This window comes from Acidovorax sp. Leaf191 (assembly GCF_001424425.1).
GTDB lineage: Bacteria > Pseudomonadota > Gammaproteobacteria > Burkholderiales > Burkholderiaceae_C > Acidovorax.
The window spans coordinates 290,119-316,562 of sequence record NZ_LMPT01000022.1 but is presented as its reverse complement, the minus strand read 5'-3'; the positions used below and the strand labels follow the sequence as shown (position 1 = coordinate 316,562).

Annotated in this window: 29 protein-coding genes; 16 read left to right on the top strand and 13 right to left on the bottom strand. The window is 64.0% G+C overall.

Going from position 1 to position 26,444, the window contains the following annotated elements; genetic code table 11:
* Positions 1-18 precede the first annotated feature (18 nt).
* From ASG27_RS23930 to ASG27_RS23915, 4 genes are all read left to right on the top strand, one after another.
* A complete protein-coding gene (locus ASG27_RS23930) occupies positions 19-2,067 on the top strand; it encodes an acetyl-CoA carboxylase biotin carboxylase subunit (RefSeq protein ID WP_056412209.1) in 2,049 nt (682 codons plus the stop codon).
* Between the two features lie 95 nt (positions 2,068-2,162).
* A complete protein-coding gene (locus ASG27_RS23925) occupies positions 2,163-2,921 on the top strand; it encodes a YdcF family protein (RefSeq protein WP_235503912.1) in 759 nt (252 codons plus the stop codon).
* A gap of 37 nt (positions 2,922-2,958) precedes the next feature.
* Positions 2,959-3,429: a VOC family protein gene (locus ASG27_RS23920; RefSeq protein WP_056412207.1), complete on the top strand. Its 471-nt coding sequence runs from the start codon at positions 2,959-2,961 to the stop codon at positions 3,427-3,429.
* 88 nt (positions 3,430-3,517) lie between these two features.
* Entirely contained in the window at positions 3,518-3,874 is a 357-nt protein-coding gene (locus tag ASG27_RS23915) for a hypothetical protein (protein WP_200912389.1), read from the top strand.
* Between the two features lie 80 nt (positions 3,875-3,954).
* On the opposite strand, the gene ASG27_RS23910 is transcribed toward ASG27_RS23915, so the two are convergent.
* A complete protein-coding gene (locus tag ASG27_RS23910; protein ID WP_056412360.1) occupies positions 3,955-4,398 on the bottom strand; it encodes a hypothetical protein in 444 nt (147 codons plus the stop codon).
* A gap of 457 nt (positions 4,399-4,855) precedes the next feature.
* Between ASG27_RS23910 and bioB the strand changes: the two genes are divergently transcribed.
* A complete protein-coding gene (gene bioB / locus ASG27_RS23905; protein ID WP_056412204.1) occupies positions 4,856-5,920 on the top strand; it encodes a biotin synthase BioB in 1,065 nt (354 codons plus the stop codon).
* Positions 5,921-5,994: 74 nt separating this feature from the next.
* Here the strand turns inward: bioB and ASG27_RS23900 are convergent, their stop codons facing one another.
* Positions 5,995-7,689 (bottom strand): histidine kinase famiy protein, encoded by a 1,695-nt coding sequence (locus ASG27_RS23900; RefSeq protein WP_056412203.1) that lies wholly within the window; start codon positions 7,687-7,689, stop codon positions 5,995-5,997.
* 264 nt (positions 7,690-7,953) lie between these two features.
* Here ASG27_RS23900 and ASG27_RS23895 point away from each other — a divergent pair, with 264 nt between their 5' ends.
* From ASG27_RS23895 to ASG27_RS23870, 6 genes are read left to right on the top strand one after another with little or no spacing between them, the layout of a single operon-like run.
* A complete protein-coding gene (locus tag ASG27_RS23895; RefSeq protein WP_056412199.1) occupies positions 7,954-8,802 on the top strand; it encodes an STAS domain-containing protein in 849 nt (282 codons plus the stop codon).
* A 17-nt stretch (positions 8,803-8,819) separates the two neighbouring features.
* Positions 8,820-9,194: an STAS domain-containing protein gene (locus ASG27_RS23890; protein ID WP_056412195.1), complete on the top strand. Its 375-nt coding sequence runs from the start codon at positions 8,820-8,822 to the stop codon at positions 9,192-9,194.
* Positions 9,184-9,588 carry an anti-sigma regulatory factor gene (locus ASG27_RS23885; protein WP_056412191.1) on the top strand — a complete coding sequence of 135 codons (405 nt, stop codon included), beginning with the start codon at positions 9,184-9,186 and terminating at the stop codon, positions 9,586-9,588. The genes ASG27_RS23890 and ASG27_RS23885 overlap by 11 nt, the downstream gene beginning before the upstream one ends.
* Before the next feature lie 29 nt (positions 9,589-9,617).
* Positions 9,618-10,589: an ATP-binding protein gene (locus ASG27_RS23880; RefSeq protein WP_056412189.1), complete on the top strand. Its 972-nt coding sequence runs from the start codon at positions 9,618-9,620 to the stop codon at positions 10,587-10,589.
* 10 nt (positions 10,590-10,599) lie between these two features.
* Positions 10,600-11,460: a sensor histidine kinase gene (locus ASG27_RS23875; protein WP_056412186.1), complete on the top strand. Its 861-nt coding sequence runs from the start codon at positions 10,600-10,602 to the stop codon at positions 11,458-11,460.
* 3 nt (positions 11,461-11,463) lie between these two features.
* Positions 11,464-13,422, top strand: a complete 1,959-nt coding sequence (locus ASG27_RS23870) for a hybrid sensor histidine kinase/response regulator (RefSeq protein WP_056412183.1) — start codon at positions 11,464-11,466, stop codon at positions 13,420-13,422.
* 184 nt (positions 13,423-13,606) lie between these two features.
* Here the strand turns inward: ASG27_RS23870 and ASG27_RS23865 are convergent, their stop codons facing one another.
* Complete coding sequence (locus ASG27_RS23865) at positions 13,607-14,491, bottom strand: MBL fold metallo-hydrolase (protein WP_056412181.1); 885 nt, start codon at positions 14,489-14,491, stop codon at positions 13,607-13,609.
* 74 nt (positions 14,492-14,565) lie between these two features.
* On the opposite strand from ASG27_RS23865, the gene ASG27_RS23860 reads away from it, so the two are divergent.
* The 3 genes from ASG27_RS23860 to ASG27_RS23850 are packed head-to-tail and all read left to right on the top strand — an operon-like array spanning position 14,566 to position 15,771.
* Positions 14,566-14,886 carry an ArsR/SmtB family transcription factor gene (locus tag ASG27_RS23860; RefSeq protein WP_056412178.1) on the top strand — a complete coding sequence of 107 codons (321 nt, stop codon included), beginning with the start codon at positions 14,566-14,568 and terminating at the stop codon, positions 14,884-14,886.
* 3 nt (positions 14,887-14,889) lie between these two features.
* On the top strand, positions 14,890-15,324 hold the full coding sequence (locus tag ASG27_RS23855; RefSeq protein ID WP_056412175.1) for a YeeE/YedE family protein: 435 nt from the start codon (positions 14,890-14,892) through the stop codon (positions 15,322-15,324).
* Between the two features lie 9 nt (positions 15,325-15,333).
* Complete coding sequence (locus tag ASG27_RS23850) at positions 15,334-15,771, top strand: DUF6691 family protein (protein WP_056412172.1); 438 nt, start codon at positions 15,334-15,336, stop codon at positions 15,769-15,771.
* A 134-nt stretch (positions 15,772-15,905) separates the two neighbouring features.
* Here ASG27_RS23850 and ASG27_RS23845 read toward each other — a convergent pair whose 3' ends face one another.
* Positions 15,906-16,505, bottom strand: a complete 600-nt coding sequence (locus tag ASG27_RS23845; RefSeq protein WP_056412169.1) for a hypothetical protein — start codon at positions 16,503-16,505, stop codon at positions 15,906-15,908.
* A gap of 153 nt (positions 16,506-16,658) precedes the next feature.
* Between ASG27_RS23845 and ASG27_RS23840 the strand changes: the two genes are divergently transcribed.
* A complete protein-coding gene (locus ASG27_RS23840) occupies positions 16,659-17,252 on the top strand; it encodes an acyl-homoserine-lactone synthase (protein ID WP_056412166.1) in 594 nt (197 codons plus the stop codon).
* Here the strand turns inward: ASG27_RS23840 and ASG27_RS23835 are convergent.
* Positions 17,215-17,616, bottom strand: a complete 402-nt coding sequence (locus tag ASG27_RS23835) for a DUF4902 domain-containing protein (protein ID WP_056412162.1) — start codon at positions 17,614-17,616, stop codon at positions 17,215-17,217. The genes ASG27_RS23840 and ASG27_RS23835 overlap by 38 nt on opposite strands.
* Before the next feature lie 33 nt (positions 17,617-17,649).
* On the opposite strand from ASG27_RS23835, the gene ASG27_RS23830 reads away from it, so the two are divergent.
* Complete coding sequence (locus ASG27_RS23830) at positions 17,650-18,384, top strand: LuxR family transcriptional regulator (RefSeq protein ID WP_082486142.1); 735 nt, start codon at positions 17,650-17,652, stop codon at positions 18,382-18,384.
* A gap of 396 nt (positions 18,385-18,780) precedes the next feature.
* Here ASG27_RS23830 and ASG27_RS23825 read toward each other — a convergent pair whose 3' ends face one another.
* The 8 genes from ASG27_RS23825 to pcaF all read right to left on the bottom strand — a co-directional run bounded on the left by ASG27_RS23825 (position 18,781) and on the right by pcaF (position 26,437).
* Positions 18,781-19,362 (bottom strand): cytochrome b, encoded by a 582-nt coding sequence (locus ASG27_RS23825; protein WP_056412156.1) that lies wholly within the window; start codon positions 19,360-19,362, stop codon positions 18,781-18,783.
* Positions 19,363-19,421: 59 nt separating this feature from the next.
* Positions 19,422-19,985, bottom strand: a complete 564-nt coding sequence (locus ASG27_RS23820) for a TetR/AcrR family transcriptional regulator (RefSeq protein WP_082486141.1) — start codon at positions 19,983-19,985, stop codon at positions 19,422-19,424.
* Positions 19,986-20,253: 268 nt separating this feature from the next.
* The gene (locus ASG27_RS23815; RefSeq protein WP_056412150.1) at positions 20,254-20,817 is read right to left on the bottom strand and encodes a DUF6891 domain-containing protein; all 564 of its coding nucleotides are present in this window, start codon (positions 20,815-20,817) and stop codon (positions 20,254-20,256) included.
* A 673-nt stretch (positions 20,818-21,490) separates the two neighbouring features.
* A complete protein-coding gene (locus ASG27_RS23810; RefSeq protein WP_056412148.1) occupies positions 21,491-21,955 on the bottom strand; it encodes a helix-turn-helix domain-containing protein in 465 nt (154 codons plus the stop codon).
* A gap of 85 nt (positions 21,956-22,040) precedes the next feature.
* On the bottom strand, positions 22,041-23,375 hold the full coding sequence (locus tag ASG27_RS23805; RefSeq protein WP_056412145.1) for an MmgE/PrpD family protein: 1,335 nt from the start codon (positions 23,373-23,375) through the stop codon (positions 22,041-22,043).
* A 28-nt stretch (positions 23,376-23,403) separates the two neighbouring features.
* Positions 23,404-24,261, bottom strand: a complete 858-nt coding sequence (locus tag ASG27_RS23800; protein WP_235503910.1) for an alpha/beta fold hydrolase — start codon at positions 24,259-24,261, stop codon at positions 23,404-23,406.
* Positions 24,258-25,235 carry a tripartite tricarboxylate transporter substrate binding protein gene (locus ASG27_RS23795; RefSeq protein WP_056412139.1) on the bottom strand — a complete coding sequence of 326 codons (978 nt, stop codon included), beginning with the start codon at positions 25,233-25,235 and terminating at the stop codon, positions 24,258-24,260. Before ASG27_RS23795 ends, ASG27_RS23800 begins: the two co-directional genes overlap by 4 nt.
* Positions 25,232-26,437, bottom strand: a complete 1,206-nt coding sequence (gene pcaF / locus ASG27_RS23790) for a 3-oxoadipyl-CoA thiolase (RefSeq protein WP_056412136.1) — start codon at positions 26,435-26,437, stop codon at positions 25,232-25,234. Before pcaF ends, ASG27_RS23795 begins: the two co-directional genes overlap by 4 nt.
* Between the last annotated feature and the right edge of the window lie 7 nt (positions 26,438-26,444).

Below are 26,444 nucleotides of genomic sequence, written 5' to 3'. Positions count from 1 at the left end.
TCTTTTGAGGAACTCGTCATGTTCACAAAAATCCTGATTGCGAATCGGGGCGAAATAGCGTGTAGGGTCATCGCTACGGCCAAGAAAATGGGCATCGCCACCGTCGCCGTCTACTCCGACGCCGACCGCGAGGCCCGCCACGTCAAGCTGGCCGACGAGGCCGTGCACATCGGCGCCGCACCCAGCCGCGAGTCGTACCTGCTGGCCGACAAGATCATCGCGGCCGCCAAAGAGACCGGCGCGCAGGCCATCCACCCCGGCTACGGTTTCCTGTCGGAGAACGAGGCCTTTGCCAAACGCTGCGAGGACGAGGGCATTGCCTTCATCGGCCCCAAGGCGCATTCGATCGCGGCCATGGGCGACAAGATCGCGTCCAAGAAGCTGGCCAACGAGGCCCAGGTCAACACCATCCCCGGCTACAACGACGCCATTGCTGGCCCCGAGCAGGCGGTGGAGATCGCCAAGGGCATCGGCTACCCCGTGATGATCAAGGCGTCGGCCGGCGGCGGCGGCAAGGGCCTGCGCGTGGCTTTCAACGACAAGGAAGCGTTCGAAGGCTTCACCAGCTGCCAGAACGAGGCCCGCAACAGCTTTGGCGATGACCGCATCTTCATCGAGAAGTTCGTGCAGGAGCCGCGCCACATCGAGATCCAGGTGCTGGGCGACAGCCACGGCAACGTGATCTACCTGAACGAGCGCGAATGCTCCATCCAGCGCCGCCACCAGAAGGTGATCGAAGAGGCACCATCGCCTTTCATCTCTGATGCCACGCGCAAGGCCATGGGCGAGCAGGCGGTGCAGTTGGCCAAGGCGGTCAAGTACCAGTCGGCCGGCACGGTGGAGTTCGTGGTCGGCAAGGACCAGGACTTCTACTTCCTCGAGATGAACACGCGCCTGCAGGTGGAGCACCCGGTGACGGAATGCATCACCGGCCTGGACCTGGTGGAGCTGATGATCCGCGTGGCTGCGGGTGAAAAACTGCCGTTGACCCAGGCCGACGTGAAACGCGACGGCTGGGCCATCGAGTGCCGCATCAACGCCGAAGACCCGTTCCGCAACTTCTTGCCTTCCACCGGCCGCCTGGTGCGCTTTCAGCCGCCCGAGGAGACCATGTTCCAGGGCGACACCGACAAGAAGCTCGGTGTGCGTGTGGACACGGGCGTGTACGAAGGCGGCGAGATCCCGATGTACTACGACTCGATGATCGCCAAGCTCATCGTGCACGGCACCGACCGCAACCACGCCATTGCCAAGATGCGCGCGGCGCTCAACGGCTTCGTGATCCGCGGCATCAGCAGCAACATCCCCTTTCAGGCCGCCCTGCTGGCCCACCCGAAATTCGTGACGGGCGAGTTCAACACCGGCTTCATCGCCGAGCACTACGGCAAGGGCTTTCATGCCGAAGACGTGCCGCACGAAGATCCGCTGTTCCTGGTGGCGCTGGCTGCGTTCATGAACCGCCGCTACCGCGCGCGGGCCTCCGGCATCAGCGGGCAACTGGCGGGGCACGAGGTGAAGGTGGGCGAGCAGTTCGTGGTGGTGGTGATGGGTGCCGAGGGCCAGAACGAACACCACGCGGTGTCGGTGACCGATTTTCAGGACAAATCCGGCTCCAGCGTCGTGGCAGTAAGCGGCAACAGCTATCAAATTAGTAGCGCCGCCACGCTGGGCCAGATCCGCGTGCAGGGCCAGTGCAACGGCGTGGGCTTCACTGCGCAGGTGGAGCGGGGCGCTGGCAAGAACCCGCTGGCGCTGCGCATTGCGCACAACGGCACGCAGATCGACGCCGTCGTGCTGTCGCCGCTGGGGGCACGCCTGCACCAGCTGATGCCCTTCAAGGCACCGCCGGATCTGTCCAAGTTTTTGCTGTCGCCCATGCCCGGCCTGCTGGTGGATGTGGCGGTGCAGCCCGGCCAGAAGGTACAGGCCGGCGAAAAGCTGGCGGTCATTGAAGCCATGAAGATGGAGAACATCCTGTTTGCCGCACAGGACGGAGTGGTGGGCAAGGTGATGGCCGGCAAGGGTGAGTCGCTGGCGGTGGACCAAGTCATTCTGGAGTTCGCTTGACCCAGGCGGCATCGACCACGCGGACCCCTTTAGGCCTGCACACGGGGCGTCTCACCGGCTCCCAGCGCCGCTGGCCTTGGGCGCGCGCAGCCAGCTTGCTGGCAGGTGTCGTGCTGCTGGCCGATGCGCTGGCGCTCATGGGCCAAGGCTTCTTCATGCTCGGGGTGACCTTGCCGGGCGTGCTGGGCCTGGCGCTGTGTGCGCTGGCGCTGTCGTGGCACCGGGTTCAGGCCTGGCTGTCAGGCAGGCGCTGGGGTCGGCTGATCTGGCGCGCAGGCTGGCTGCTGATGGCCGTGTGGGTCATCAGCGTAGCGGTGTTCTGGGCCTGGCTCGCGCAGCAGGTGCGCCAGTTCGAGGGCGCTGCCCATGCTGCGCCCTTGAAGGCGATCGTGGTACTGGGCAGCGGCACACCCCGTGCACAGCCGTCGCCCGCGCTGCGCGCGCGCCTGGACAAGGCGCGCGAACTGGCGACCCTGCATCCGCAGGCGTGGGTGGTGGTGTCCGGGGGCGTGGACTTTGGCGAGACCCTGAGTGAAGGTCAGGTCATGGGCAACTACCTGCGCGAGCAGGGCATGGCGCCGGGCCGCATCCTGCAAGAAGAGCGCAGCACCAGCACCGAGCTGAACCTGCAGTACAGCCTGCCGCTGATGCAGGCGCAGGGCGTGGGCCTGGACTCGGCCCTGGCCGTCGTGACCAGCGACTTCCACACCGTGCGCGCCCAGCGCATCGCCCGCAAGATGGGCTTCACGCAGGCCATTCCGGTGGCTGCACCCACACCGCTCTACATCCGCTACAACGCCTGGCTGCGCGAGTATTTCGCCATGGCCAGCAGCTGGTTGCTGCGCGAGGTGTGACACGTTTTCACAAGATTGCAAAGAGGTAGACCGGCCCATGACCATTTCCACACGCCCCTTCAAAGTGCTGGGCATCCAGCAAGTCGCCATCGGCGGTACCGACAAGCAGCGCATGAAAACCCTGTGGGTGGACATGCTCGGCCTGGAACAGACCGGCACCTTCCAGAGCGAACGCGAGAACGTCGACGAAGACATCCTGGCGATGGGGCAGGGGCCCTGGAAGGTGGAGGTGGACATCATGCAGCCGCTGGACATCGACAAGAAGCCGGCAGTGCACACCACGCCGCTCAACCACATCGGCCTGTGGATCGACGACCTGCCCCAGGCGGTGGAGTGGCTCACCGCCCAGGGAGTGCGGTTTGCACCAGGCGGAATTCGCAAGGGGGCGGCGGGCTACGACATCACCTTTTTGCACCCCAAGAGCAATGACGAGTTTCCGATTGCGGGCGAGGGTGTGCTCATCGAACTGGTGCAGGCACCCGCCGACGTGATCGCGGCCCTGGGCTGAACCATCCATGCAACCCATGGCGGTCAGATGCCCACCGCGATGGCGGCTGCCTGTGGGTACCACCCGCGCCTTGGGCAGCCTGCGAAAGGTGAAAAACCTCCCCGGCCTGGTCGCCATTGCGCTGGCCGCGGCTGTTGCCAGCGCATCCGGTCTGGCGGTGGCTGCGGGCGGCTCGGGCACTTATCCGTTGGAATGGGCACACTCGGGCGAGGTGCTGGAGTACCGGTCTTGCGGCTGCGCGGACAGCTGCTGGGTCGCCCGTGTGAGGAATGTCAGGACGCAGCAGACACTGGCGCAACTGCGGTGCGACTGCGAGAAAGCCTATGCGGTGGTGGGCGCCAGGGGGCGCGAACAGCTCTACGCCCCGAGCTGCAGTGCGTTTGAGGGCGACAACGACAAACCCCAGGCCATCCGCCAGGCATTGGAAGAGTTGGTGCGGCGCTGAGGCCGCAGTCCTGATGGGTGCGCTATGGACGGCGCACTCCGAGGGGCGTTCACTGCGCCGTTTTTGCGCGGCGCACGCAGTTACTTGGAAAGATCCTGCATTTTCTTTTCGTCCAGATGCTTGCCGAGACTTTCAAAACCGCGCGCCACTGCAGGATTGGTCATCATTGATCGCATCGCCACTTGCCCCAGCACCTGAAAACTCTGCTGCAGCGCTATGTTCCCTTCGTTCTTGAGGGCCTCCTTCGTCTGCTGGCGGCAGGTGACGGTGAGCAGTCTTTCCAGCAGCTTCGCCGCGTCCTGGTTCATGGCATCTCGCTGAGCTGACGTCACCGAGGCAATGGTCGCCAAATCGGGGTGCAGCGCAGTCGTTGCAAAGATCCAGCGTACGAGCATGGTGCGATCGGCATCGGTGGTGGAGGAGACAAGGCACTTGGCCATGTCGTCCGAGTAGATGCCCGCTTGGGACGGGAGGGCCGCAGCGAACAGCGCGAGGCCCAGGGTGGCAGCACGGATGAATTTCATGGGTTCGATCATAGCCACGGAGCCAGACCCACCGCGCCATCACAACCCAACGGTGAGCCGCCGGCTTGGATGCGATCACTCGGCAACTCCGTTCAATTTCAGCAGGTTCGTGGTCCGTATCCACGGCAGATCGCGTCAGAAGAGCGCACGTTACGCAGCGCCACGCGCATCAAGAAATTCCCTGCTTTCAACGCAGCTCAAATGCCGGGGATTTGCAGGCTACAGACGCCAACAGGATCTGCGCATTGGGCGGCGTTAGCGCACTCTCCGGGTTGGCACTTTTTGTGACCACAGGGGAATCATCCGCACCTTTTTCTCCTCCAGAATCCGCTCTCACTCGCAGCCCGATGGCCCGTCGACACCGTGGGCGTCAGGCTTGACCACCTTTTGCAGAAAAACCTGGGGTCACCCTTGTGCCACATGGTGTTCTGCGGACGTCCAGAAAGGAAACCACTCGATGTCTACCCTTGCCGCTACGCCGAAGTCGTCCTCGCACACCACGGTGCAGGTGCACCGTCGCACCCCGCCAGCCGCTCAGAAGGGCGTCTGGTCGCTCGAAGCCATCCAGGCGCTGCTCGACAAGCCGCTGATGGACCTGCTGTTCGAAGCGCAGACGGTGCACCGGCAGCATTGGCCCGCAGGCGATATCGAACTGGCCACGCTGCTGTCGGTCAAGACCGGCGGCTGCCCTGAGAACTGCGGCTATTGCCCGCAGGCGGCCGAGTTCGACACCGGCGTGAAGGCGCAAAAGCTCATGGAGGTGGACGAGGTGGTGCGCGCCGCGCAGGCCGCCAAGGATGCGGGCGCCACCCGTTTTTGCATGGGAGCGGCCTGGCGAGCGCCCAAGGACCGTGACATCGAGAAGATGAGCGAGCTGATCACGGCCGTGAAGGACCTGGGCCTGCAGACCTGCGCCACGCTGGGCATGCTGGAAGCCCACCAGGCGCACGCCCTGAAGGATGCCGGGCTCGACTACTACAACCACAACCTGGACACCGCACCCGAGTACTACACCGATGTCGTCAGCACCCGCGCCTACCAGGACCGGTTGGACACCCTGCAAAACGTGCGCGGCGCCGGCATCAGCGTGTGCTGCGGCGGCATTGTGGGGATGGGTGAAGCGCCCGTGCACCGTGCAGGCCTGATCGCGCAACTGGCCAACCTGAACCCGTACCCCGAGTCCGTGCCCATCAACAGCCTGGTGCGGGTGCCGGGCACGCCGCTGGCAGACAGCGAGCCCATCGACCCGCTGGACTTCGTGCGGATGATCGCCGTGGCGCGCATCACCATGCCCAAGGCGCGCGTGCGCCTGTCGGCGGGCCGCCAGCAGATGGGCGAGGCCGTGCAGGCGCTGTGCTTTCTGGCGGGTGCCAATTCCATCTTCTACGGCGACAAGCTGCTGGTCACCGGCAATCCGGACGTCGATGCCGACGTGCAGCTGCTGGCCAAGCTCGGACTCAACGGCCACCGCACCGCTGCTGCGCATGATGGGCATGGCGACCTCAGTCAGTCACATTGCTGATTTTTGCCGTGCCGACGCGAGCGGCCTGTGCGCGTCGCCGAGTCTTGGCCGGCTGCTGCAGGTCGGCTGTTCCTTTATTCCGTCGCCGGGCCCTCGTTGGCCGGGCGCACTCTGGGCGCCTGTGACTTCACCCGCGCACCGGTGTGGCCGTCCAACGTCAGCCGCACGCGCCGGGCCAGGTCTTTCATGCCGTAGGGCTTCTTCAGGATGTCGAACTCGACACCCTCGATGTCGTCCGTCATGTTCCCGTCGCCGGCATACCCTGTGGTGAGCAGGATGGCGATCTGGGGGTGGCGCCTGCGCAGTTCGCGCGCCAGCATGAAGCCGTTCATGCCCCCTGGCATCAACACGTCCGAGAACACCATGTCCGGCCTGGTGTCGCTGCCGGGCTCTCCGATCCACGCCAGCGCAGTGGCGGCATCGGTCTCGATGTGGACGCTGTAGCCCAGGCTCTCCAGCATGGCGCCCGCCAGGTCGGCGACCTCTCGGCGGTCGTCCACCACCAGGATTTTCTCGGAGCCGCCGCGCTCGGACGACTCGTCGTCGCGGCTTTCGCGGTAGCTGGATGCCTGGGTGGTGGCCGGAAAGTACAGCCGCACCGTCGTTCCGATGCCGACTTCTGAATAAAGGTTGACCGTGCCGCCGGACTGCTTGGCAAAGCCATACACCATCGACAACCCCAGGCCCGTGCCCTTGCCTTCGGGCTTGGTGGTGAAGAAGGGGTTGACCACCTGCTTGATGAGCTCGGGCGGGATGCCTTCCCCCGTGTCGGTGATGGTCATCGACACGTAGGCTCCGGGCCGCAGGCCTCCGAACGCGGTCACGTCGGCCCCGGTGACCTGCACATTGGAGGTGGACACGGACACCTGGCCGCCGTGCGGCATCGCATCGCGCGCGTTGGTGATGATGTTGAGGATGGCCAGTTCAAGTTGCGTGGGGTCCACCTGGCAGTTGGCCAGGTCAGGCGCCAGGTCCATCTGCAGCGCGATGCCGCCGTCCACGGTGTCCTCGATCAGGCTGCGGATGTTTTCGGCCGCCGTATTCAGGTTGATGGGCCGGCCCTCCAGGCGCTGCTTGCGCGCGAAAGCGAGCAGTTGCTGGGTCAACGTCGAGGCTTTCTTGACAGCCGCCACGGCGCTGTCGGCGCTTGCCAGCACTGCTTCGTCGCCTTTGTGGGTCTTCACACGGCGCTTGAGGATTTCCAGGTGGCCGGAGATCACCTGCAGCAGGTTGTTGAAGTCGTGCGATATGCCCCCCGTCAACTGCCCGAGGGCTTCCATCTTCTGCGCCTGGGCCAAGGCCTGCTCCGCGTCGCGGCGCCGGCTCACGTCCAGTTGCGATGCGAAGAAGTAGACGAGTTCCTTGTCCTTGTTGTAGACCGGCGATATGTACAGCGCATTCCAGAAGGAGGTGCCGTCCTTGCGGTAGTTCAGGATTTCCGTGGTGATCTCGGTGCGGTCCGCAATCGCTTGCCGCAGCGATGCCACCGTGGTGCGGTCGGTGCCGGGGCCCTGGAGAAAACGGCAGTTGGAGCCCACGATTTCTTCGCGCGAGTAGCCGCTCATCGACAGGAATGCGCGGTTGGCGAACACGATGGGGTTGTCGGGTTGCCGGGGGTCCGTCACGAGCATGGGCATGCGCGTGGTTTCGATGGCAGTGAAAAAGATGTCGCTGGAGTGGTCAGTGATGGTGTTCACATTCGACCCTATCAGCGACACCTCGGGCGCTGTGGATCCAGTGATGGGCGGCTTTTCTGGTTCGGAGCTCATGCGGTATTGGACCGAAAAAGGAATGGGCGGTTGTGCAGGACAAGTGCTTGAGACACACGATGCCGTGAGGGGGAGAGCGGATCACATGGCGACGGCGATGGTGACAGGAGTTCGGTGTTTTCAAGCGCATTCAGGCGTAGGACAACGCCTCGACATCGCGCGCATTGATTGCAAAAACCGTGCTTGCGCCCGCCGCCTCCTACAATGACTTACAAGGCTGTCAGGCGTGCTGGCTGGCCTGGCATTCATTTCAACGAGAACCCAATGAACAACTTGACGACCCAGATCTTGGATGCGCTGCAGGACAGCAAGCGGGCAGCGATCATTGCGGAGTGGATCCAAGAAGCCAGAACCCACAATGCGAGTCTCCCGCGGTCGGCGGTGGGCGATGCGGAGGAAATAGCCTCCTTGCTGGCTCGTGGTTTGGGCGAGGGTGCGCAGGCCGATTCCTTCAAGGACCCGAAGTGGTCTGCACTGCAACAGTTGCTGGTCAATCTCTCGCGCTCGGGGGCGGCGCAGGGGCAAAGCGCTGGCGATACCAGCGTTTTCATCCTGGCGCTGAAGAAGCCGCTGCTGTCAGCCCTGGCGCAAGGCAACGCTAACACCGGGGAGTTGCCAGCGTCGTTCTGGGGCCTTACAACGCTGGTGGACGGCATGGCGCAATTCACCGCCACCACCTTCCAGAGGGCACGCGAGGAAATCATCTCCCGCCAGCAGGAAGAGTTGCTGGAACTCTCCACCCCCGTGGTCAAGCTGTGGGAAGGTGTGCTCGCAGTGCCAATGATCGGCACGCTGGACAGCAACCGCACCCAGGTCGTGATGGAAACGCTGTTGCAGTCCATCGTGGACACCGGCTCGGAGCTGGCCATCATCGACATCACCGGCGTGCCCACCGTGGACACGCTGGTGGCCCAGCATCTGCTCAAGACCGTGACAGCCATCCGCCTCATGGGCGCGGACTGCATCATCAGCGGCATCCGCCCGCAGATCGCTCAGACCATCGTGCACCTGGGCATCGACCTGCAGGGCGTCAGCACCAAGGCCACGCTGGCCGATGCGCTGGCGCTCGCCCTGCAGCGCACGGGCTGGCGCATCGCCCGCCAGGTGGCCTGATCCGGACCGGCATATTTATGGAACGCATACCAATACTGCGCATGGGCTCGACCCTGCTGGTCACCATCCAGGTGGACATGCAGGACCAGACCGCATTGGCGCTGCAGGACGACCTGGCCGAGCGCATCGCCAAGACCGGCGCGAGCGGTGTGATGATCGACATTTCTGCACTGGAAATCGTCGACTCCTTCGTGGGCCGCATGCTGGCCAGCATTTCGGGCATCGCGCGCATCCTCTCGGCCACCACGGTGGTCGTGGGCATGCAGCCGGCGGTGGCGATCACGCTGGTGGAGCTGGGCTTGTCGCTCGATGGCGTGAAGACGGCCCTGAACGTGGAGCGCGGGCTGGCATTGCTCGACCGGGTGCGCAAGGAGGCTGGCTTTGTCAGTTGAACGCTCCGGCACGCTGCCCCTGGAGTCGGAGCAACACATCGTGGCCAGCCGCCAGACTGTGCGCTCGCTCTGCCAGTTGCTCAAGTTCTCCCTCGTCGAGCAGACCAAGATGATCACCGCGGCGAGCGAGCTGTCTCGCAACACGCTGATCCATGGCGGTGGTGGACGCATGCGCTGGGAGGTGCTCGAAGCGGGTGCCAAGACAGGCCTTGCGCTGCACTTCGAGGACGAAGGCCCCGGCATTGCCGACATGAAGCTGGCCATGACGGACGGCTGGACATCTGGCGGCGGCATGGGCCTGGGCCTGCCGGGCAGCAAACGGCTTGTCAGCGATTTCCTGGTGGACTCGGCCCCTGGCCAAGGCACACGCGTGAGCATTACCAAGTGGAAGTGAGCCGCGGGTGGAGCCACCGCCCCTTTCCCATGACCGATGGCAGCTGCGTCGGCGAGGCTCGGCGCTTTTGCGCGCGTACGGTGCAGGATTGGGGCTGGAGCGAGATCGACGCGGGGCGCCTGTCCATCGTGGTCACGGAGCTGGGGACCAACCTGGTCCGGCATGCGAAAGAGGGCCAGTTGTGGATTGCCTTGCTGCCGACCGGGCACGAGGTGGAAGTGATCGCGCTGGACAAGGGCCCCGGGATGGCGGACGTGCAACGCTCCAGCCAGGACGGCGTGTCCACCGGCGTGGGGTCGCCAGGCACGGGCCTGGGTGCCATACGTCGGTTGGCCAGCGATTTCGACATCCACTCCACCGCGCAAGGCACGGCCTGCCTGGTGCGCGTGCGCACGTCGGGGTCGCCAGCAGTGGCACAACGCCGCTGGGGCGCCATCAGCATTGCTGCGCCGGGCGAGACGGTATGCGGTGACGGCTGGGCTGTTGCGGTGGACGGCGACAAGCTGGCCGCCGTGGTGGCAGACGGCCTCGGCCATGGGCCGCATGCGGCGCAGGCCTCCGATGCTGCGCTGGATGTTTTCGCCGAAGCGCCATTTGCGTCGCTGGAAACCCTGGTGCAGGATGCACACGCCGGCCTACAGACGACGCGCGGTGCGGCACTGTTCGTCATGCGGATGGAAGCGCAGCGGCTGCAGTACACCGGTGCAGGCAACGTGATAGGGCGTGTGCTCTCGGGCGTGTTCGACCGGTCCATGCTCACCCAGCACGGCACCGTGGGCGTGCAGCTGCGCAAGACCGAGGTGGCGACGCAGGAGATGCCGGAACATGCATTGGCGGTGTTGCACAGCGACGGTATTGCCTCGCGGTGGAGGTCCGATGAAGTGGTGCCGCTGCTGCAACGCGACCCCACGCTGATCGCCGCCTCGCTGCTGTGGCGGCAGGCTAGGGGTCGTGATGACGCCACCGTGCTGGTGGTGAAACAGGGGAATGCGCTTGACTGAAGAATTGACAATGCGGCTGGAGCAAAGCCAGGCCGAAGTGCTGGCCTTGCAGGGCGAAGTTCAGGCCCTGCGGGAAGAGCTGGAAGAGACCAACCGTGGCGTGGTGGCGCTGTATGCAGAACTTGACGAGCAGGCCGATCAGTTGCGGCATGCCACCCAGCTCAAGAGCCGGTTCCTGTCGTACATGAGCCATGAGTTCCGCACGCCCATCGGCGCCACGCTGAGCATCGCTCGCCTGCTGCTCGACCATGTGGACGGGCCGCTCACTGCGGAGCAGGAGCGCCAGGTGCGGTTCATCCAGAGCACCTGCGAAGAGTTCTCGACGATGGTGGACGACCTGCTCGATCTGGCCAAGATCGAGGCAGGCCGGCTCGACGTATCGCCCGCATGGTTTGAAATGATGGACCTGTTCGCAGCGCTGCGCGGCATGTTCAAGCCGCTGCTGGACAACGACGAACTCCACTTGGTGTTCGAAGAGCCCATGGGCCTGCCGCGGCTGTTTACCGACGACCGCAAGCTGTCGCAGATCCTGCGCAACTTCGTGTCCAATGCGCTCAAGTTCACGGCGCGTGGCGAAGTGCGGGTGTCTGCCACATTGGAGGGCGGCGGCATGGTGCGCTTTTCGGTCTCCGATACCGGCATCGGCATCGCGCCCGAGCATCTGGAAAGTCTCTTCAGCGATTTCACGCAGGTGAATGCCCCCATTCAGAAGCGGCTGCGCGGCACCGGGCTTGGCCTGGCACTGTCCAAACAGCTGGCGGAGCTGCTGGGCGGCCATGTCAGCGTGCACAGCGTGGTCGGGGAGGGGTCGGTTTTTTCGGTCATCGTTCCTGTCCAGATGCCCTCTGGCAAGGACGGCACCACGAGCTAGAGCATGCCCACATCCGCCATGATTTCGCCGACCATCGACCGCAGCCTGCACACGGTGCTGGTGGTCGACGACAACCCGGTCACCCGGTATGCGACGGCGCGGGTGATCCGTGCCGCGGGGTTCCACACCGAAGAGGCGGACACCGGGTCAGCGGCGATCCTGGCTGCGCAGCGCGATGTTTCGGCCGTCGTGCTGGATGTGCACCTGCCGGACATGGACGGGTTTGAAGTCTGCCGGGTCTTGCGCGCTGGTGCAAAGACCGAGCTCACGCCCATCATCCACCTGTCTGCCACGTATGTGCAAAGCGAGCACAAGGTGGCCGGTCTCAATGCTGGTGCCGATGCGTACATGGTGCACCCGGCCGAGCCCGCGCTCATGGTGGCCACGCTGCAGGCGCTGATCCGTGCGCGCACCGCGGAAGAAAAACTGCGGCGCAGCGAAACACGGTTTCGTGCCATCTACGACCAGGCGCCGGTGGCCATGATGCTCATCGACGCCTTCGGGCGTTTTGCCGACCTGAATCCGGCAGCCGAGGCGCTGCTGCAGCGCCCCCGCAGCGATCTCATCGGCCAGGTGGTGACATCGCTTGCGCCTTCGGCATGGCAGGCTTTCGTTCAAAGCTGCATGGAGTCTGGTTCCGCGGTGGACTGGAAGGGCGAGTTCCCGCTCATCCGGGGCGACGGCAAGGAAGTGCTGCTCGACTGGAGCATGTCCGACCACGTGGAGCCGGGTTTGCGCATCGGCATCGCCACCGACCTGTCCGAGCGCATGGATTTCGAGCGCCGGCGCGAGGAACTGCTGGAGCGCGAGCAGGCAGCCCGGGTACTCGCCGAGCGCCACAGCCGCACAAAGGACGATTTCGTGGCGGTGCTGTCGCACGAGCTGCGTACCCCGCTCACCCTCATAACCGGCTGGGTGCACATGCTCAAGCGCCCCAACACCAAACCGGAGATGCTGGCACGCGGCATCGACGCGATCGAGCGGGGCGCCAAGGCGCAGGGGCGGATCATCTCGGACATCCTCGATGTCTCGCGCATAGCGTCTGGCAAGCTGCGCCTTCACCGCGAATGGGCCAACCCCGCTGAGCTGGTGCGCGTGTCCATCGACGCCCTGCGCGACGCGGCCCAGGCCCGGCAGATCAAACTGGAGGTGATCTGCGCCGACATGCAGGATCCTGTGTGGCTCGACGTCACGCGTTTCCAGCAGATCGTGTGGAACCTCGTGACCAACGCCATCAAGTTCTCCGAGCAAGGCGGCCTGGTCGAGGTGCGCCTGCACAGAACGGGGGACGAACTGACCCTGGTGGTGCAGGACCACGGCGCAGGCATTGATGCCGCCTTCGTGCCTTATCTCTTCCAGCGGTTCACGCAGAGCGGAGCGCCAGGCAACCGGGCCCACGGCGGCCTGGGCCTGGGCCTGTCCATCGTCAAGCACCTGGTAGACCTGCACGGCGGCACCATCTCCGCCGCGAGCCAGGGGCCGGGCCACGGGACGGCCATGACCGCGCGGCTGATGGTGGCGTACGAGGAGTCCCAGGCGGCATCCGAAGACGGCCATGGCGCACTGCCCATGCACGAATCCCGCATCTTGCAAGGCAAGGACGTCCTGGTGGTGGACGACAACGCCGACACCAGTGAGATGCTGAGCATCGTGCTGTCGGACGAAGGGGCCAGGGTGCGGGTGGCCGACAGCTACGAGGCTGCGATCGCCCAGTTCGAGCAGGCATGGCCCGACCTGTTCGTGAGCGACATTGGCCTGCCGGGCCGCGATGGGTACGAGCTCATTGCCAAGGTCCGGGAGCTGGAAGCGTCCGCCGGCCGGCCACGCCTGCGGTCCATCGCGCTCACGGCCTTTGCGCGGCCCCAGGACCGCGACCGGGCGCTGGCCGCAGGCTTCGACCTGCACTTGGGCAAACCACTGCAACCACACCTGCTCTTGCAGGCCTTGTCATCGCCCGCTTAGCGGTTGCACCTGCGCCGACTCAGCAAAATCTCTGCGGCAGCCGCTGATCCCGTTGCGCTGGTCCACGCGGAAAAGGGCTGCCAGAACATTCATGCAGCGGATTTCCTCCACCGAGAGCACTGCGCAGTGCTGCCCGCGGGAGGCAGGCAGTGTCTTGCGCAGAACGTACAGACCAGCATCACGATCACCGCTGCGGCTGTGCCTGCGGCAGGGCATTGAGCGGGATGCGCAGATAAGCGACCCCATTGTCTTCCGCCGGAGGCAGCAGGCCGGCCCGGATATTGACCTGCATGGACGGCAGGATGAGCGCAGGCACGTCCAGAGTGGCGTCGCGGGCGGTTCGCAAGGCCACGAATTCATCTTCGCTGATGCCATCGCGCACGTGGATGTTCGTGGCGCGCTGCTGCGCCACCGTGGTTTCCCATGCGGCCTCGCGTCCCTCTGGCGGATAGTCGTGGCAGACGAATACCCGGGTGTCGGGCGGCAGCCTCAGCAGGCGCTGAACAGACCGGTACAGCGTGCGCGCATCGCCTCCGGGAAAGTCTGCCCGCGCTGTACCGATGTCGGGCATGAACAGCGTGTCGCCCGTGAAAACCGCGCCGTCGATGGCGTACGCCAAATCCGCAGGCGTGTGGCCCGGCACCAGCAGGGCAGTGGCTTGAATCTGCCCGACATGAAAGACCTCGCCATCCGTGAACAGATGGTCGAACTGTGTGCCGTCGGGCAGGAATGAAGGCCCCAGGTTGTAGAGCTTCTTGAACGTGGACTGCACCTCGCGAATCCGCTCTCCGATGCCGATCTTGCCGCCCACCTGCTGCTGGATGTACCGCGCGCCGGAAAGGTGGTCGGCGTGGGCATGCGTTTCCAGAATCCAATCGACGGTGATGGCGTTCGCCTGTAGATGGTCGAGCAGGGCGTCGGCCGACTTTGTGCCTGTGCGGCCCGACTTGAAGTCGAAGTCCAGCACGGGATCAATGACGGCAGCGCGCCGGCTCGCCACGTCCGTTAACACGTACGAGACGGTGCCAGTCTCATTGTCGAAGAAGGCCTGGATGGAGATGCGGCTCATGCGGGATCCGTTTCAATATGTTGACATTGATTATATAATTCAATATATTGTTTGCAAGTTGAAAAATCAAGCGCATGGCACACAAGTCTTTGACCCTGGACCCCGAGGCATTGCGAAGTGCTGCTGGCCAGGCGGTCGCAACCCTCAAGGTCCTGGCCAATGAGGATCGGCTGCTTTTGCTGTGTCAGCTCTCCCAAGGCGAGATGTGCGTGAGCGAACTGGAGGAAGCCCTGGGCATCCGCCAGCCCACGTTGTCACAGCAACTGGGCGTGCTGCGCACCGAAGGCGTGGTCAACACGCGCCGCCAGGGCAAGAACATTTACTACAGCGTGGCCGACGCTGCGCTCCTTGAAATCCTGGCGGTGCTCTATCGCCTTTACTGCCCGAAAGACTGACCCATGACCATCGACTGGAATGCGTTCACCCCCTGGTCGTCGCTGGCGGGCGGTGTGCTGATCGGCATCGCCGCTGGCATCCTGGTGCTGCTGAATGGGCGCGTAGCCGGCATCAGCGGAATCCTGGGGGGCTTGCTTCAGCCCGTCAAAGGGGAGGTCGCCTGGCGCGCGGCTTTTGTCGCAGGCTTGCTCGTGGCGCCACTGATGTATACCTTGTGCCTGGACTTGCCCCAGCCCCAGATCGATGTGGGGACTGGCGCACTGGTGATGGCCGGCATTCTGGTGGGGGTGGGTACGCGCTACGGCTCTGGCTGCACCAGCGGCCACGGCGTGTGCGGGCTCTCCCGCCTGTCGCTGCGGTCGCTGGCCGCCACCGCAATCTTCATGGGCGCGGGGTTCGCGACCGTGTTCGTTGCCCGGCACATCGTCGGGACCTGAGGCATTCAGATGAAACTGTTCACCACTTTCGTGGCTGGCCTGGTGTTTGGCATCGGATTGATCGTCTCCGGCATGGCCGATCCGGCCAAGGTGCTTGGCTTTCTGGATCTGGCCGGCCGCTGGGACCCGTCGCTCGCGTTGGTGATGGCCGGGGCCATCAGTATCGGCCTCGTGGCCTTCTCCGTCGCCAAACGCCGCAGGGAGTCCTTCCTGGGTGCACAGATGAAGTTGCCTCAGACTCGCAGCATTGATCGCCGCCTGATCGGCGGAAGCCTGCTGTTTGGCGTGGGCTGGGGCGTTGCAGGGTTTTGCCCAGGGCCGGCGATGGTGGCGGTGGGAATGGGGCAGGCCAAGGCCATCATCTTTGCGATCGCGATGCTGGCGGGCATGGGCATCTTTGAACTGCTGGAGCGATGGAAAGCCTCGCGGGGGGAAGGTGCAGGCTAGGGGCGGGCGCCTGCTGAGCGATGCGGGAGCCGCGCCGTCGTCACCGTCATCGTCATCGTCTTTTCAGCGCCCGCAAGACCACCGAAGTCCACGCGTTCACACAGCCTGTATCGCGCGCTGTGCGCTGTGGCGGCTCAGCGCTTGCTGCCGCTGTAGCGCAACGTACCGAGCGCCATCGCAAAGCCGGGCTCGGCAGCCCGGGCGTTTTCGTCGGCCACCTGGGTCATGATGATGACGGTGGTTCCGCCCAGCGTCGCCTTGAAGAAACGCGCCTCGTGGGGCAGGTCCTGGCCAAGCAGGCTGACCACGAAGCGTTGGGACACACCCTTGGTGTCCTTGCCGCCCACTGGGCGGGCAATGGGTGCGGTGGTCGCAGGGCCCATTTTTACCTTCTGGGCGGTATTGGCCCGCGCCGCATCCTCGCGATTGCGGGCTGCAGTCGCTGCAAATTTCTCGATGTCCTGGCCGGCCAGCAGTGGGCTGAACATCAAGGTCACGACGGCTTCGTCGGGCCCCTCGATGTCGATGCTGCGCAAGCGGGTTTCATCCTGCGCGACCACGTCCTCGGTGACCTTCCATCCCTCGGGGTGCTCGAAGCTCACCCCATCCTTGCTGTAGCTGATGGCCGGTGCTGCGTGAACGGGCGCCAAGGCTGCGAGCCAAAGCAGCGCGAGGATGGTGAGAAAGGGGGCGAAGTAGGCGGTGGCGCGGCGGGGCAGGTGGATGGAGAACATGGTCGAAACAGCGAACGGCAAATCGCGATTGTCGACGAACAGCAGGCTTCGCAGCCTCAAGTTGAAGGAGGGCGCAAGCTACCTCTTCTGACAGTTTCTACGGCGTGCGCTGCTGGGTTCAATAGCTTTTCGGACCACTTCCGCAAAAGCCAGATGAACTACGACATCCAAATTTTCACACCCGCGCACATCGACCACGGCGACCTGCGAGCGATGTTCCAGCTTCGGTATGCTGTTTTCCACGAAAGGCTCGGTTGGGACGTGAAGGCGCAGGACGGAATGGAGAGAGACCATTTCGATGATCTGCCCGATGTGGCCTACGTTCTGGCCAAACATCCCAACGGGTCGGTGGACGCCTGCTGGAGACTGCTTCCCACGACAGGCTCCTACATGCTCAAGGACAGCTTTCCGGAGCTGCTTCATGGTCAGGCGGCACCTGCGAGTGACGACTGCTGGGAACTGAGCCGGTTCGCGGTAGCGACCGACCGCGTGGGGACTGCGAACGCCACCTTCGGTGAGATGCCGATGGCGTTGATGCGCCAGACCGCCCAGCATGCGATCGAGAACAACATTGCCCGGTACGTGACGGTGACCACCCCCGTCATGGAAAGAATGCTCCGCCACCAAGGGCTGAACGTGCACAGGATGGGTCCTTCCATCCGGATCGGAGTTGCGTCGGCAGTGGCGCTGATGATTGAAATTGATCACATCACACTCTCGGCCATCCAAGCTCAGCGTAGCCACTGAGACCGCGCATCACCCGTTCGCAGGTGCTGGACACTGCGGACTTCCAGTCGATCCGGTCGAGCAGCAGCAGCAGCTCTGCCTCGGTCCGGTCGATTCCCTGGTCAAAAGCATGGTCATTCAACAGCATGAGGTTGGACAGGACGATGCGCGGGTGAGGATGCACGATCGACCCGTCGTCCAGCCGTGTCCAATCCCAGCTCACCACCACCAAAGCGCTGTCACAGCGCGCAATCCACTCTGTGAACCCGCTTCGCGCCATGGCGCAGCTGGTCTCGGTGGAGTGGTGCTCGAGGCCGATGCGATGAATTTCACCCACCGGTATGCGCACATAGTAGTCGTGGTTTGCTCTGCTGACGCCTATCATGGAGTTGTTACCAACTGAGAGGTGGAGTATCCAATGTCGACAGGCGTTTCAATGCCCGGTTCGTTCGACCTGATGTCGAAGATATTTGACGCGTCGACTGATCAAGCGTTTTTTTCGGCCATGGAGACAATTTCTCGCGAGATCGGTTTTGAGCGATTCATGGTGGGCACGCAGTGGTTCGACGATAACGGGGCCCCTGTATACAAGATTGCGAGCGGGTACCCGCCCGGATGGCAACGTCTTTACGCCGAGCGGCAGTATGCCGCGCTCGATCCCACCGTGCATCATTGCCGGACGTCCACCGACGCGATTGTGTGGTCCGAAGACTTTTTTGCCCAGTCCGGGACGCTTCACTTCTTCGAAGAAGCTCGCTCGCACGGCCTGGGCTTCGGACTCAGTGTGCCGGTGCACGAGGCACGGGGTGTCAAAACCATGGTCAGCCTGGCCCGCGACCAGCCCATTTCGGACCCTCGGGAGCAGCAACAACTGCTGGCGGCGGGAAAGGTGCTTGCCAGCTGCGCTCATTTTGCGCACAGGGGGTTGATCGCCACGGAGGCAGCACTCGCAGGCAGACCCCCCATGTCGGCGCAGGAGTCCCAGTGCCTCAGCTGGGTCGCCCTGGGCAAGACATCCGCCGAGATCGGGCAGATCATGTCCATTGCAGAGCCTACCGTGGTGTTCCACATCAAGAATGTCATGGAGAAGCTGGACGTGAAAAACCGCTCCCAGGCAATTGCGGTCGCATTCCGACTGGGGTTGTTGACGTAGGTGAGTCGTGAGCGGCGACATCGCGGCAACTCTACGCACGCGGCGCCGCGGTGCCACCATCAGGAATGAGAGGGCTATCATTTCTACTAGCCATACCGTTGCCAATTAACATCGAAGCGATTGCTTATGGTTTGACAACCGACCGCCCTGCGTAGCTGTAGCGCAGTGCTGGCGCGGATGAATCAGTGCGATGGTGGTGGCCTGGGGCGTGCGAGGCAGGCCGATTGAAACAGGTCGTGCTGCGCCGTCCCCTGTGATCGAAAATTCTCGCCCGAGCCGGGGCCCGAGCCGGAGCCACGGAGCTGGTGATGACTACGGGCCACGTCATCACACGGCGGGAAACGCAATCCGCAGTGCATGCCCCAAGATGGTTGGTGTTGTTAAGCGCCTGGCGCCTCAGCCCTTGAAAGGCAGCATGCGCGTAAGTACGTCGTCCCGCCGTACCAAGTGGTGGATCAGTGCTGCCGCCACATGCAGCGCCACCACTACCCAGGCCACGAATTTCCCGAGAAAGTGATGCAGGGCATCAACCGGCGCCTCGAACGTGTCCCAGTCCGCACCCAAGGTTTTGCTGATCCAGCTGAACAGTTGCGTCTCGTTGAAACCTGGCACCGAAAACAGGCCCAGGTCGGTGGGAGCGCCGGTGCCGATGTAGCCGGTCAAGGGCATGGCGATCAGCAGGGCATACAGGCCGGCGTGCGCTGTGTAGGCCAGCACATGCTCCAGGGTTGTCCCTGGAGGCTGCTGCGGCTGCACGTCCCACAGGCGCCACAGCAAGCGCGGCAGCGTGACAAGCCCCACCAGCAGGCCCAGCGCCCAATGGACGTTGAGCACCGGCAGTGCTTCGGGGGTGGTGTCGTCCATGAACCAGATCACGTAATAGACGACGAGGTAGGCACCGATGAATGCGGCTGCGCTGGTCCAATGAAAGAGCTTGGCGAGCGCGCCGAAGCGGGCGGCGGAGTTGTGCCACTGCATAGGGATGATTCCGGCTGATCAAGAAAAACAGGAGAAGGGGGAGGCGGTTCGCGGCCCAGTCAGGCAAGCAATCCGCTGAGCAGGCGGTCCAGCCCGGCGAGCGCTTGGGCCAGGCGCTCGGGCTGATCGCCATCCGGTTCAGCGATCCAGAACGATGCCTCGGTGACAACGCCGTAGAGCATGCGGGCCATCGCACCGGCGTGGAGTGGCCTGATCGTTTGCTCGTCAACCATCCGCTGCAGGGCTGCCTGCAACGCGGAGATTCCCACGGACTGCGCGGCTTGCGGCACGTCCCCGAACACCGCGCGCGCATCCTGCAGGATGACCCGGCGGATCTCCGGCTCCAGCGCCAGCTCCAGGTAGGTGCGGCACCGGCTGCGAAAGCCCTCCCACAGATTGGGCGCTGCCGCAGACACAGCGTCCAGACGCAGACCGACCTCGGCTTCGATCTGCTCGATGACCGCGACGAGCAGACCCTGCTTGCTGCCAAAGTGGTGGTAGAGCGCGCCACGCGTCAGGCCGGCCTCGCTGGTGAAGTCGTCCATCGACGTCTGCGCGTAGCCCTGCTCGGCAAACGCCCGCCGTGCGGTAGCCACCAGTTTGGCCCGGGTCTCTTCGGCCATGTCGGCTCTGGTGCGGCGTTGGGGTTTGGGCAATGGATCTCTAGACATACGTGGCGTATGTTATTTCGCATACGCTACGTATGTCAAATACCATTGCTGGCGAGGGAGCACGTCCCGCTGACATTCCCATAGCCATGCAGGCACTTGCCTGGTCGCATGAGCGTGGCGTTACGCCGTGATGTCTCGATGAACCACTTTCGAGGTCTTCCAGGCCCTCAACCCGTACGCACGGCTGGGGCACTGCCTGACGCGGTTGAGAATGGGGGCGTCAGCGCCTTTTCCAGTCGAAGGCTGGCACATGAATGCGCTGCTGGAACGACCCATTCCACCGCACTTCAAACCCTGCACGGCGCAGCTCCTCAGCCACCAGTTCGCCAACACGCGGACCTTCGATGTCTTCCTTGCTGGCTTCCAGTGGCCCGAAGGCCAGAAAGAGCCCGCCGCCCTCGATTGCGCGCGCCAAGTCCTGTCCGTGAAAGAAGCAGTAGCCGAAAAAACGGTCCGGGTCCGCAGCTTCCTGGTGCTCGCTGATCACGTCGTCATAGCCATCGCTTTGCGTGTAGCCTGCATTCTGTAGCGCGATGATGCCGCGCTGGACGAGCGCATCAAATGTTGCGTCCAGCCGATCGCAGTCTGTGATTGCAGGCCAATCAATTTTGGACTCCTCGTGCGCCCGAATCGCCGCGTCCAATGCGTGTTCGAGCTCGGCGGCGTCGAGTTCGCCAGGTTCATACATCTCTTCGGTCAGGATTTCGATGATGCGATGTCGGTCCTCGAAGCCGCCGCGGATCAGGGCTTGAAGTTCTCGTTGTGCGTCTGGGTCGATGGGCATGGTAGATAACGCGAAGTGAAGGTGCAAGGAAGCAAGCCGCCTGGTGTGCGGACAGTCTGCGGATCACCCGCACACCAGGAACCTGCAACTCCCTCCCGTCAGTGTGGCGAATGATGGCAGACCGCGTGCAGCAAAGAAAGTGCCCCGCGTTTATGTCTGGCATAAGCGCGGGGCCGGTGTCATGCGATGCTGGAGCTGCGGCGGCACCATCGTTCGCAATGGGCGCCAGGGTAGCCGTTGTGACGACCCAAGAGAGCAGGGCGTTCGCGCCGCCACAGCCGGTGCTTCTCGGGGGGGGCACTCCGCCAGTGCAAGCCCTGAGCCAAGCCATGCTCGCAAGCCCAGCGCTTGTCACAGTGTCCTGGTGAGCGTGGCGATCACGCGCGATTTGTCCACGTGGCCAAGGACGGCCTTCTTGTTGGCGCCCACCACGGCAGCGCCGAAAAATCGCGCGTATGGAGTTCATCAAGATGGAACCCCAGGTCGTCAATTGGTCGATCAATCGACAACGCCTCCAAGCATTGATGGCTTTGAAAATCTGAGGCCCAGTGCCTGGGGGTTAAAAAGCAGTCTCTTGCGCAGATCCTTCATCTGCTGAAAACGTAACTGCAATGTGGATCCAGCGCGTACGCCGGGCGAGAGGGTTGATCCTCAGCGCACCGCGGCTCTGAACTCAGGCCTTCGCTGCTGCCCGGTGCATCTTCTTTCCTGCCTTGACCAGCCCCATCCTCACGACGTCCTCGATCTTCGCAAGCTGCTTGGTACGGGGCTGGGTTTGGCCCTTTTCCCATCTGGAGTACGACAGCGGGCTGACGGCCAACAGCGCTGCCATTTGGAGCTGAGTCGCGCCCAGCGCCTGGCGCATCCGTGCGAGCATCTCGGGCGCAAACTCGAACGTGTCGCTGGCGGCCTGTTTCGGGGCCTTGACAGAGTTGGACGGCTCAGCCGCTGCCGCGGCCTGGGTCTGGCGTTGCGCAGCCTTGAGTTGCGAGGTGAGGTTCTTCACATCCCGCTTCAAGGCCGCGATCTCGGAGCGATGGCTGGTGATCGCCTTGCGCATGCCTTGCAGCTCGGGCTTGAGCTCCTTGCGCGCCATGCGGACGACTTCAGCGCGAAAGGCGTTGGAAAATGTATTCATACGCCAATGGTAGCTTTTGTGGTCGCATGCCACCCATTCGGCAGATGTCAGCCCATGATCCGATAGGCCAGGATCGAAAACGGACTCAGTTCAAACCTCGCAGGTCCAAGGCTTGTTCGAGGCTCCAGATCCGCTGCAGCAGTTGCGCAGCCCGCTGCCCGCCGATCACCGGGGATGCCATTTCGAGTAACTTGCTCTCCAGTTCTGTGTCGGACAGCGGCAGCTCCGGGTCACCCTTGCGGTTGGGCTGCAAGTGCACCAACTTGTCGCCGCTGCAGGTCGTGATCTCGACGCGTGCGGCGCGTTGCCCAGGGAATGCAGCGTCGATTTCAGGGTCAACACGGGCTTCGATGCACGCCATGAGATCGCGTGTTTGCGGGTGCTCGAGTTGCTGCGGTTCGTAGGCGGCCAACCGAACACTGCCGCGTGCCAATGCGGTTGCCACCACATATCTCAGGCTGAAACGCGCTTCATTTGCGGTGCTGGGGCGTTCGTAGCATGCGATGTCCAGCGCAGGCTTGTAGGTGTCGATCTGGACGTGCGCAATGTCCTGCACCTGCAGGCTGTGCTGCTCTCTCAGTGCCAGTGCCGCGTCAATGGCCGCTAAAGTATGGCCGCACCCGATGTGATTCTTGAACGTCAGGCGCTTGATGTGGAAATCGCTGCCGAGACCGTCACCGACCTGCGACCAGTCCGGCCCATTGCTCATGGCGCGGCCCAGTCCGGCCTCGCCGTCGAGCACGTCCAGAGATCCTGTCACGCCCTTGGCGGCCAGCTGCGCGGCCAGCAGGCCCGCTTCGGCCGCCCGCCCGGCATGCAGCGGTTTGGACATGGAGTCCATGCGAAACGCCTGTTGGAGGCCCGCGGCAAACGTGGCGGCGGTGGCGAGTGCATGAGCGAAGGGTTGTGCCCCCAGCCCGAGTGCGCCACCAGCGGCAGCCGCGGCGCCAAAGCTGCCGATCGTGCCGGTGTTGTGCCAGAACCGGTAGTGAGGGCGGCCCATCACCACGCCGATGCGCGTCGAGACCTCGTAGCCCAGCACCAGCGAGCGCAGAAAAGCCAAGCCACTGGCGTTCACATCCTGGCTGGCCGCGAGGGCCGCCGCAATGGTGGCGGCGCCCGGGTGGTACATGGCGTCGCGAAAACTGTCGTCCACTTCGGCGGCGTGTGCCGCCGTACCGTTGTAAAGCGCGGCAGCCCGGGCCGTAGCGCTTCGGCCGTTTCCCAGGCGCGAGCGGCCATGGTCCAGGTCGTCGGCCAGCACCTGCTCCAGCTGCGTCAGCGGATCGGCCGCCAATCCTGGAAACAGAGATGCGTACCAATCGATGACAGCCCGCTTGGCGTGGTGGATGACATCGTCGTCGAGGACTGACTGTCGGTATTCTTCGGCGTAGCGGCCGAACACTTCGGTGGCATGCATGGTGATATGTTCTTTCAGAGATTGGATTTCATGCCAGCCAGTCGCGCAGCATCGCGTTGACTGCAGGCGCTGATTCGTATTGCACCCAGTGACCCGCGCTTGGCACGATCGCACATCCGACGTTTGGATGGCAGGCTGCAAGTTCGGGGGCCAGCACCTCGGGTGTCGCAGTGAGATCGTGCGCGCCCCAGGCCATCCTCACGGTTCCTCGAACCCTTCCTAGCAAAGCCTGGAGACCGCCGGCGCGCGAAATGCTCTTGCTGCGAAAGCGCGTGTGCAGGCAGGCATCGGTGTGGATGCGCAATGCCAGCGCGTCAACGTTGTCCGGTTCATGAAGCATGTGGGCCAGCAGGTTGTGGCGCATCACATGCCTGAGTGCAGCAGCATCGCCCACCACGTCGCGCCATGCGATCAAGGGGGCGGATGGGCGCCGAGCGCCGCCATGGCCCGCGGCACCGAGCAAAGCCAGGCGATCTACGCCGGACCGAACCGCGGCCAGATGGGCGGCCACCAGGCCGCCAAACGAAAAACCGGCAAGGTCAATCGGAGTCTGGGGGCCTAACAACCTGTCAAGGCTGCCGCCCAGGCGCTGTAGCAAGGATGCCAGTGTGGCGTCGGCCGGAGCATCCGACTCGCCGTAGCCGGGCATGTCGGGTACCCAGACGCTCCGTTGCTCAGCCAGAGCCTCGATATTGCGTGCCCAATGCAGCCAGCTGCCGTGGCCGCCGTGCAGCATGACCAGGGGTCGACCGGCACCCAGCATCCGCCACACGACGCGACCACCGTGGCTGTGAACAACGTGGCGTTGCGTCAAACGCCTCAATGCAGCGAGTTGCTCGTCGGTCGCTTGCTCATCGTTCTGTGCAGGCACAGGCATTTCACTCATTCGATTTTGATGGATTGGGCCTGGATTACACGCCGCCACTTGGACTCTTCGGCACGCACGATGCGGGCAGTCTCCTGGGGGCGGTCCATGGTCAGCACCAGGCCCTCCGCCGCAGCACGGCGCTGGAATGAATCGGTCTGGGCCGCACGCTGGACGGCGGCATACAGTTGATCAACGATACCTGCAGGCGTTGCGCCCGGCACGAACACCCCGTACCAGGCATCTGCTTCGTAGCCGGTCACACCCGACTCGGCAAAGGTGGGCACATCCGGAAGCAGTGGGGAGCGCTTGGCACTTGTGACTGCCAACGCCCGCAACTTGCCGCTGGTGAGCATCGGGGCCACGCTGGGCAGGGTGCCGAAAGCCAGGTCGATCTGTCCGGCCACCACATCGTTGATGACCGGTGCCGCGCCACGGTACGGCACATGGGTGACGAACAGTTTGGCCGTGCTTTTGAGCAGTTCTGCCGCCAGGTGTGTGGAGGTCCCGTTGCCGGCCGAGCCATAGGCCATCTTTCCCGGATGGGCTCGGGCCTGCGCGATGAAGTCTGCGGCGGACTTCATGGGACTGTCCATGCGCACGACCGCTACGTTGGGCGCGCGGCCCAGCAGCATGACCGGCGCGAAGGCCGTGTCCGCAGGGTAGGGCAGTTTGGGGTGAAGGCTGGGCACGATGGCGATCGCACTGGTATTGAGCAGCAAGCTGTGCCCATCTGGCGCACTCTTGGCCAAAGCGTCGTTGCCGATCACGGTGCCCGCGCCGGACCTGTTGTCGACGATCACGGACTGGCCCAGGTCGCGAGACAGCGCGTCACCGAGTGCTCTTGCCATGGCGTCCGTACCCCCGCCTGCAGGGAAGGGCACGATGAGCCGCAGGGGTTTGCTGGGGAACGCTTGCGCTGATACCCAGGGCGCCACAAGGGCACAAGCAGCACCAGCCAATAGGGCGCGACGATTCGCCATGCCGCGGTTCATACGCGCTCCAGTACCACGGCGATGCCCTGGCCGACGCCGATGCACATGGTGGCCAAGGCATAGCGGCCGCCACTGGCGTGCAGCTGGTTCACCGCCGTGGTGGCAAGCCGCGCCCCGGATGCACCCAGCGGATGGCCCAAGGCGATGGCTCCGCCATTGGGATTGACGCGAGGGTCGTCATCGTCCAGACCGAGATCGCGCAGCACGGCCAGGCCCTGCGCCGCAAATGCTTCGTTGAGCTCGATCACATCCATCTTCGCCAGCGTCAAACCGGCCAGCTCCAAGACCTTGCGCGTGGCAGGTGCGGGGCCCATGCCCATGATCCGGGGAGGCACGCCGGCCGTGGCTATCGCCACCACGCGGGCGCGTGGGCTGAGGCCATGCCGCGCAGCGCCGTCTTCACTGGCCAGCAGCAGAGCACAGGCGCCGTCATTGACACCAGATGCGTTGCCCGCCGTGACGGTGCCGTCCGCACGCACAACCCCTTTCAGTTTGGCAAGTGCCTCCGCGCTGGTCTCGCGCGGATGCTCATCGCGCGCCACGACAAAGGGGTCGCCTTTCTTTTGAGGTACCGCGACCGGCACGATTTCCGCGTCGAAGAACCCGCGCTGCTGCGCAGCGACAGCCTTGCGTTGAGACGCCAGTGCCATGCGATCCTGGTCCAGCCGGGAGATGCCGAAGTCGGCAGCGACGTTCTCTGCCGTTAGAGGCATGCTGTCCACACCGTGCAAGACCCTCATGCGTGGATTGACGAAGCGCCATCCAATCGTCGTGTCCTCGATCTGGGCGGCGCGCGAGAAAGCTGCCTCTGCCTTGGCCATCACAAAGGGTGCGCGGCTCATGCTCTCCACACCACCGGCCAGCATCAGGTGCGCCTCTCCAGACTTGATGGCGCGCGCCGCCGTGCCCAGCGCGTCAAGGCCCGAGCCGCACAGCCGGTTCACGGTGCTGCCCGGCAGGCTGACAGGAAGGCCGGCCAGCAGTGCGGACATGCGCGCGACGTTTCGGTTGTCCTCACCGGCCTGGTTGGCACAGCCGTAGACGATGTCGTTGACGGCGTCCCAGTCGAGTGTCGGATTGCGCGCCATCAAAGCGCGCAAGGGCACGGCGCCCAGGTCGTCCGCGCGCATGGTCGACAAGCTGCCGCCGTAGCGTCCAAAAGAAGTGCGAACTGCGTCGCAGATATAGGCATGAAAGGTCATGGGGACT

Bases quoted from the DNA above. Each gene is read 5' to 3' on its own strand.
- ASG27_RS23825 (WP_056412156.1), bottom strand. From the start codon at position 19,362: ATGCAGTGGCACAACTCCGCCGCCCGCTTCGGCGCGCTCGCCAAGCTC.
- ASG27_RS23830 (WP_082486142.1), top strand. From the start codon at position 17,650: ATGTCGACAGGCGTTTCAATGCCCGGTTCGTTCGACCTGATGTCGAAG.
- ASG27_RS23850 (WP_056412172.1), top strand. From the start codon at position 15,334: ATGAAACTGTTCACCACTTTCGTGGCTGGCCTGGTGTTTGGCATCGGA.
- ASG27_RS23880 (WP_056412189.1), top strand. From the start codon at position 9,618: ATGACCGATGGCAGCTGCGTCGGCGAGGCTCGGCGCTTTTGCGCGCGT.
- ASG27_RS23805 (WP_056412145.1), bottom strand. From the start codon at position 23,375: ATGCATGCCACCGAAGTGTTCGGCCGCTACGCCGAAGAATACCGACAG.
- ASG27_RS23920 (WP_056412207.1), top strand. From the start codon at position 2,959: ATGACCATTTCCACACGCCCCTTCAAAGTGCTGGGCATCCAGCAAGTC.
- ASG27_RS23815 (WP_056412150.1), bottom strand. From the start codon at position 20,817: ATGCCCATCGACCCAGACGCACAACGAGAACTTCAAGCCCTGATCCGC.
- ASG27_RS23855 (WP_056412175.1), top strand. From the start codon at position 14,890: ATGACCATCGACTGGAATGCGTTCACCCCCTGGTCGTCGCTGGCGGGC.
- ASG27_RS23800 (WP_235503910.1), bottom strand. From the start codon at position 24,261: ATGAGTGAAATGCCTGTGCCTGCACAGAACGATGAGCAAGCGACCGAC.
- ASG27_RS23930 (WP_056412209.1), top strand. From the start codon at position 19: ATGTTCACAAAAATCCTGATTGCGAATCGGGGCGAAATAGCGTGTAGG.
- pcaF (WP_056412136.1), bottom strand. From the start codon at position 26,437: ATGACCTTTCATGCCTATATCTGCGACGCAGTTCGCACTTCTTTTGGA.
- ASG27_RS23900 (WP_056412203.1), bottom strand. From the start codon at position 7,689: ATGAGCTCCGAACCAGAAAAGCCGCCCATCACTGGATCCACAGCGCCC.
- ASG27_RS23845 (WP_056412169.1), bottom strand. From the start codon at position 16,505: ATGTTCTCCATCCACCTGCCCCGCCGCGCCACCGCCTACTTCGCCCCC.
- ASG27_RS23865 (WP_056412181.1), bottom strand. From the start codon at position 14,491: ATGAGCCGCATCTCCATCCAGGCCTTCTTCGACAATGAGACTGGCACC.
- ASG27_RS23820 (WP_082486141.1), bottom strand. From the start codon at position 19,985: ATGGCCGAAGAGACCCGGGCCAAACTGGTGGCTACCGCACGGCGGGCG.
- ASG27_RS23910 (WP_056412360.1), bottom strand. From the start codon at position 4,398: ATGAAATTCATCCGTGCTGCCACCCTGGGCCTCGCGCTGTTCGCTGCG.
- ASG27_RS23795 (WP_056412139.1), bottom strand. From the start codon at position 25,235: ATGAACCGCGGCATGGCGAATCGTCGCGCCCTATTGGCTGGTGCTGCT.
- ASG27_RS23875 (WP_056412186.1), top strand. From the start codon at position 10,600: ATGCGGCTGGAGCAAAGCCAGGCCGAAGTGCTGGCCTTGCAGGGCGAA.
- ASG27_RS23840 (WP_056412166.1), top strand. From the start codon at position 16,659: ATGAACTACGACATCCAAATTTTCACACCCGCGCACATCGACCACGGC.
- ASG27_RS23860 (WP_056412178.1), top strand. From the start codon at position 14,566: ATGGCACACAAGTCTTTGACCCTGGACCCCGAGGCATTGCGAAGTGCT.
- ASG27_RS23895 (WP_056412199.1), top strand. From the start codon at position 7,954: ATGAACAACTTGACGACCCAGATCTTGGATGCGCTGCAGGACAGCAAG.
- ASG27_RS23890 (WP_056412195.1), top strand. From the start codon at position 8,820: ATGGAACGCATACCAATACTGCGCATGGGCTCGACCCTGCTGGTCACC.
- bioB (WP_056412204.1), top strand. From the start codon at position 4,856: ATGTCTACCCTTGCCGCTACGCCGAAGTCGTCCTCGCACACCACGGTG.
- ASG27_RS23810 (WP_056412148.1), bottom strand. From the start codon at position 21,955: ATGAATACATTTTCCAACGCCTTTCGCGCTGAAGTCGTCCGCATGGCG.
- ASG27_RS23870 (WP_056412183.1), top strand. From the start codon at position 11,464: ATGCCCACATCCGCCATGATTTCGCCGACCATCGACCGCAGCCTGCAC.
- ASG27_RS23835 (WP_056412162.1), bottom strand. From the start codon at position 17,616: ATGATAGGCGTCAGCAGAGCAAACCACGACTACTATGTGCGCATACCG.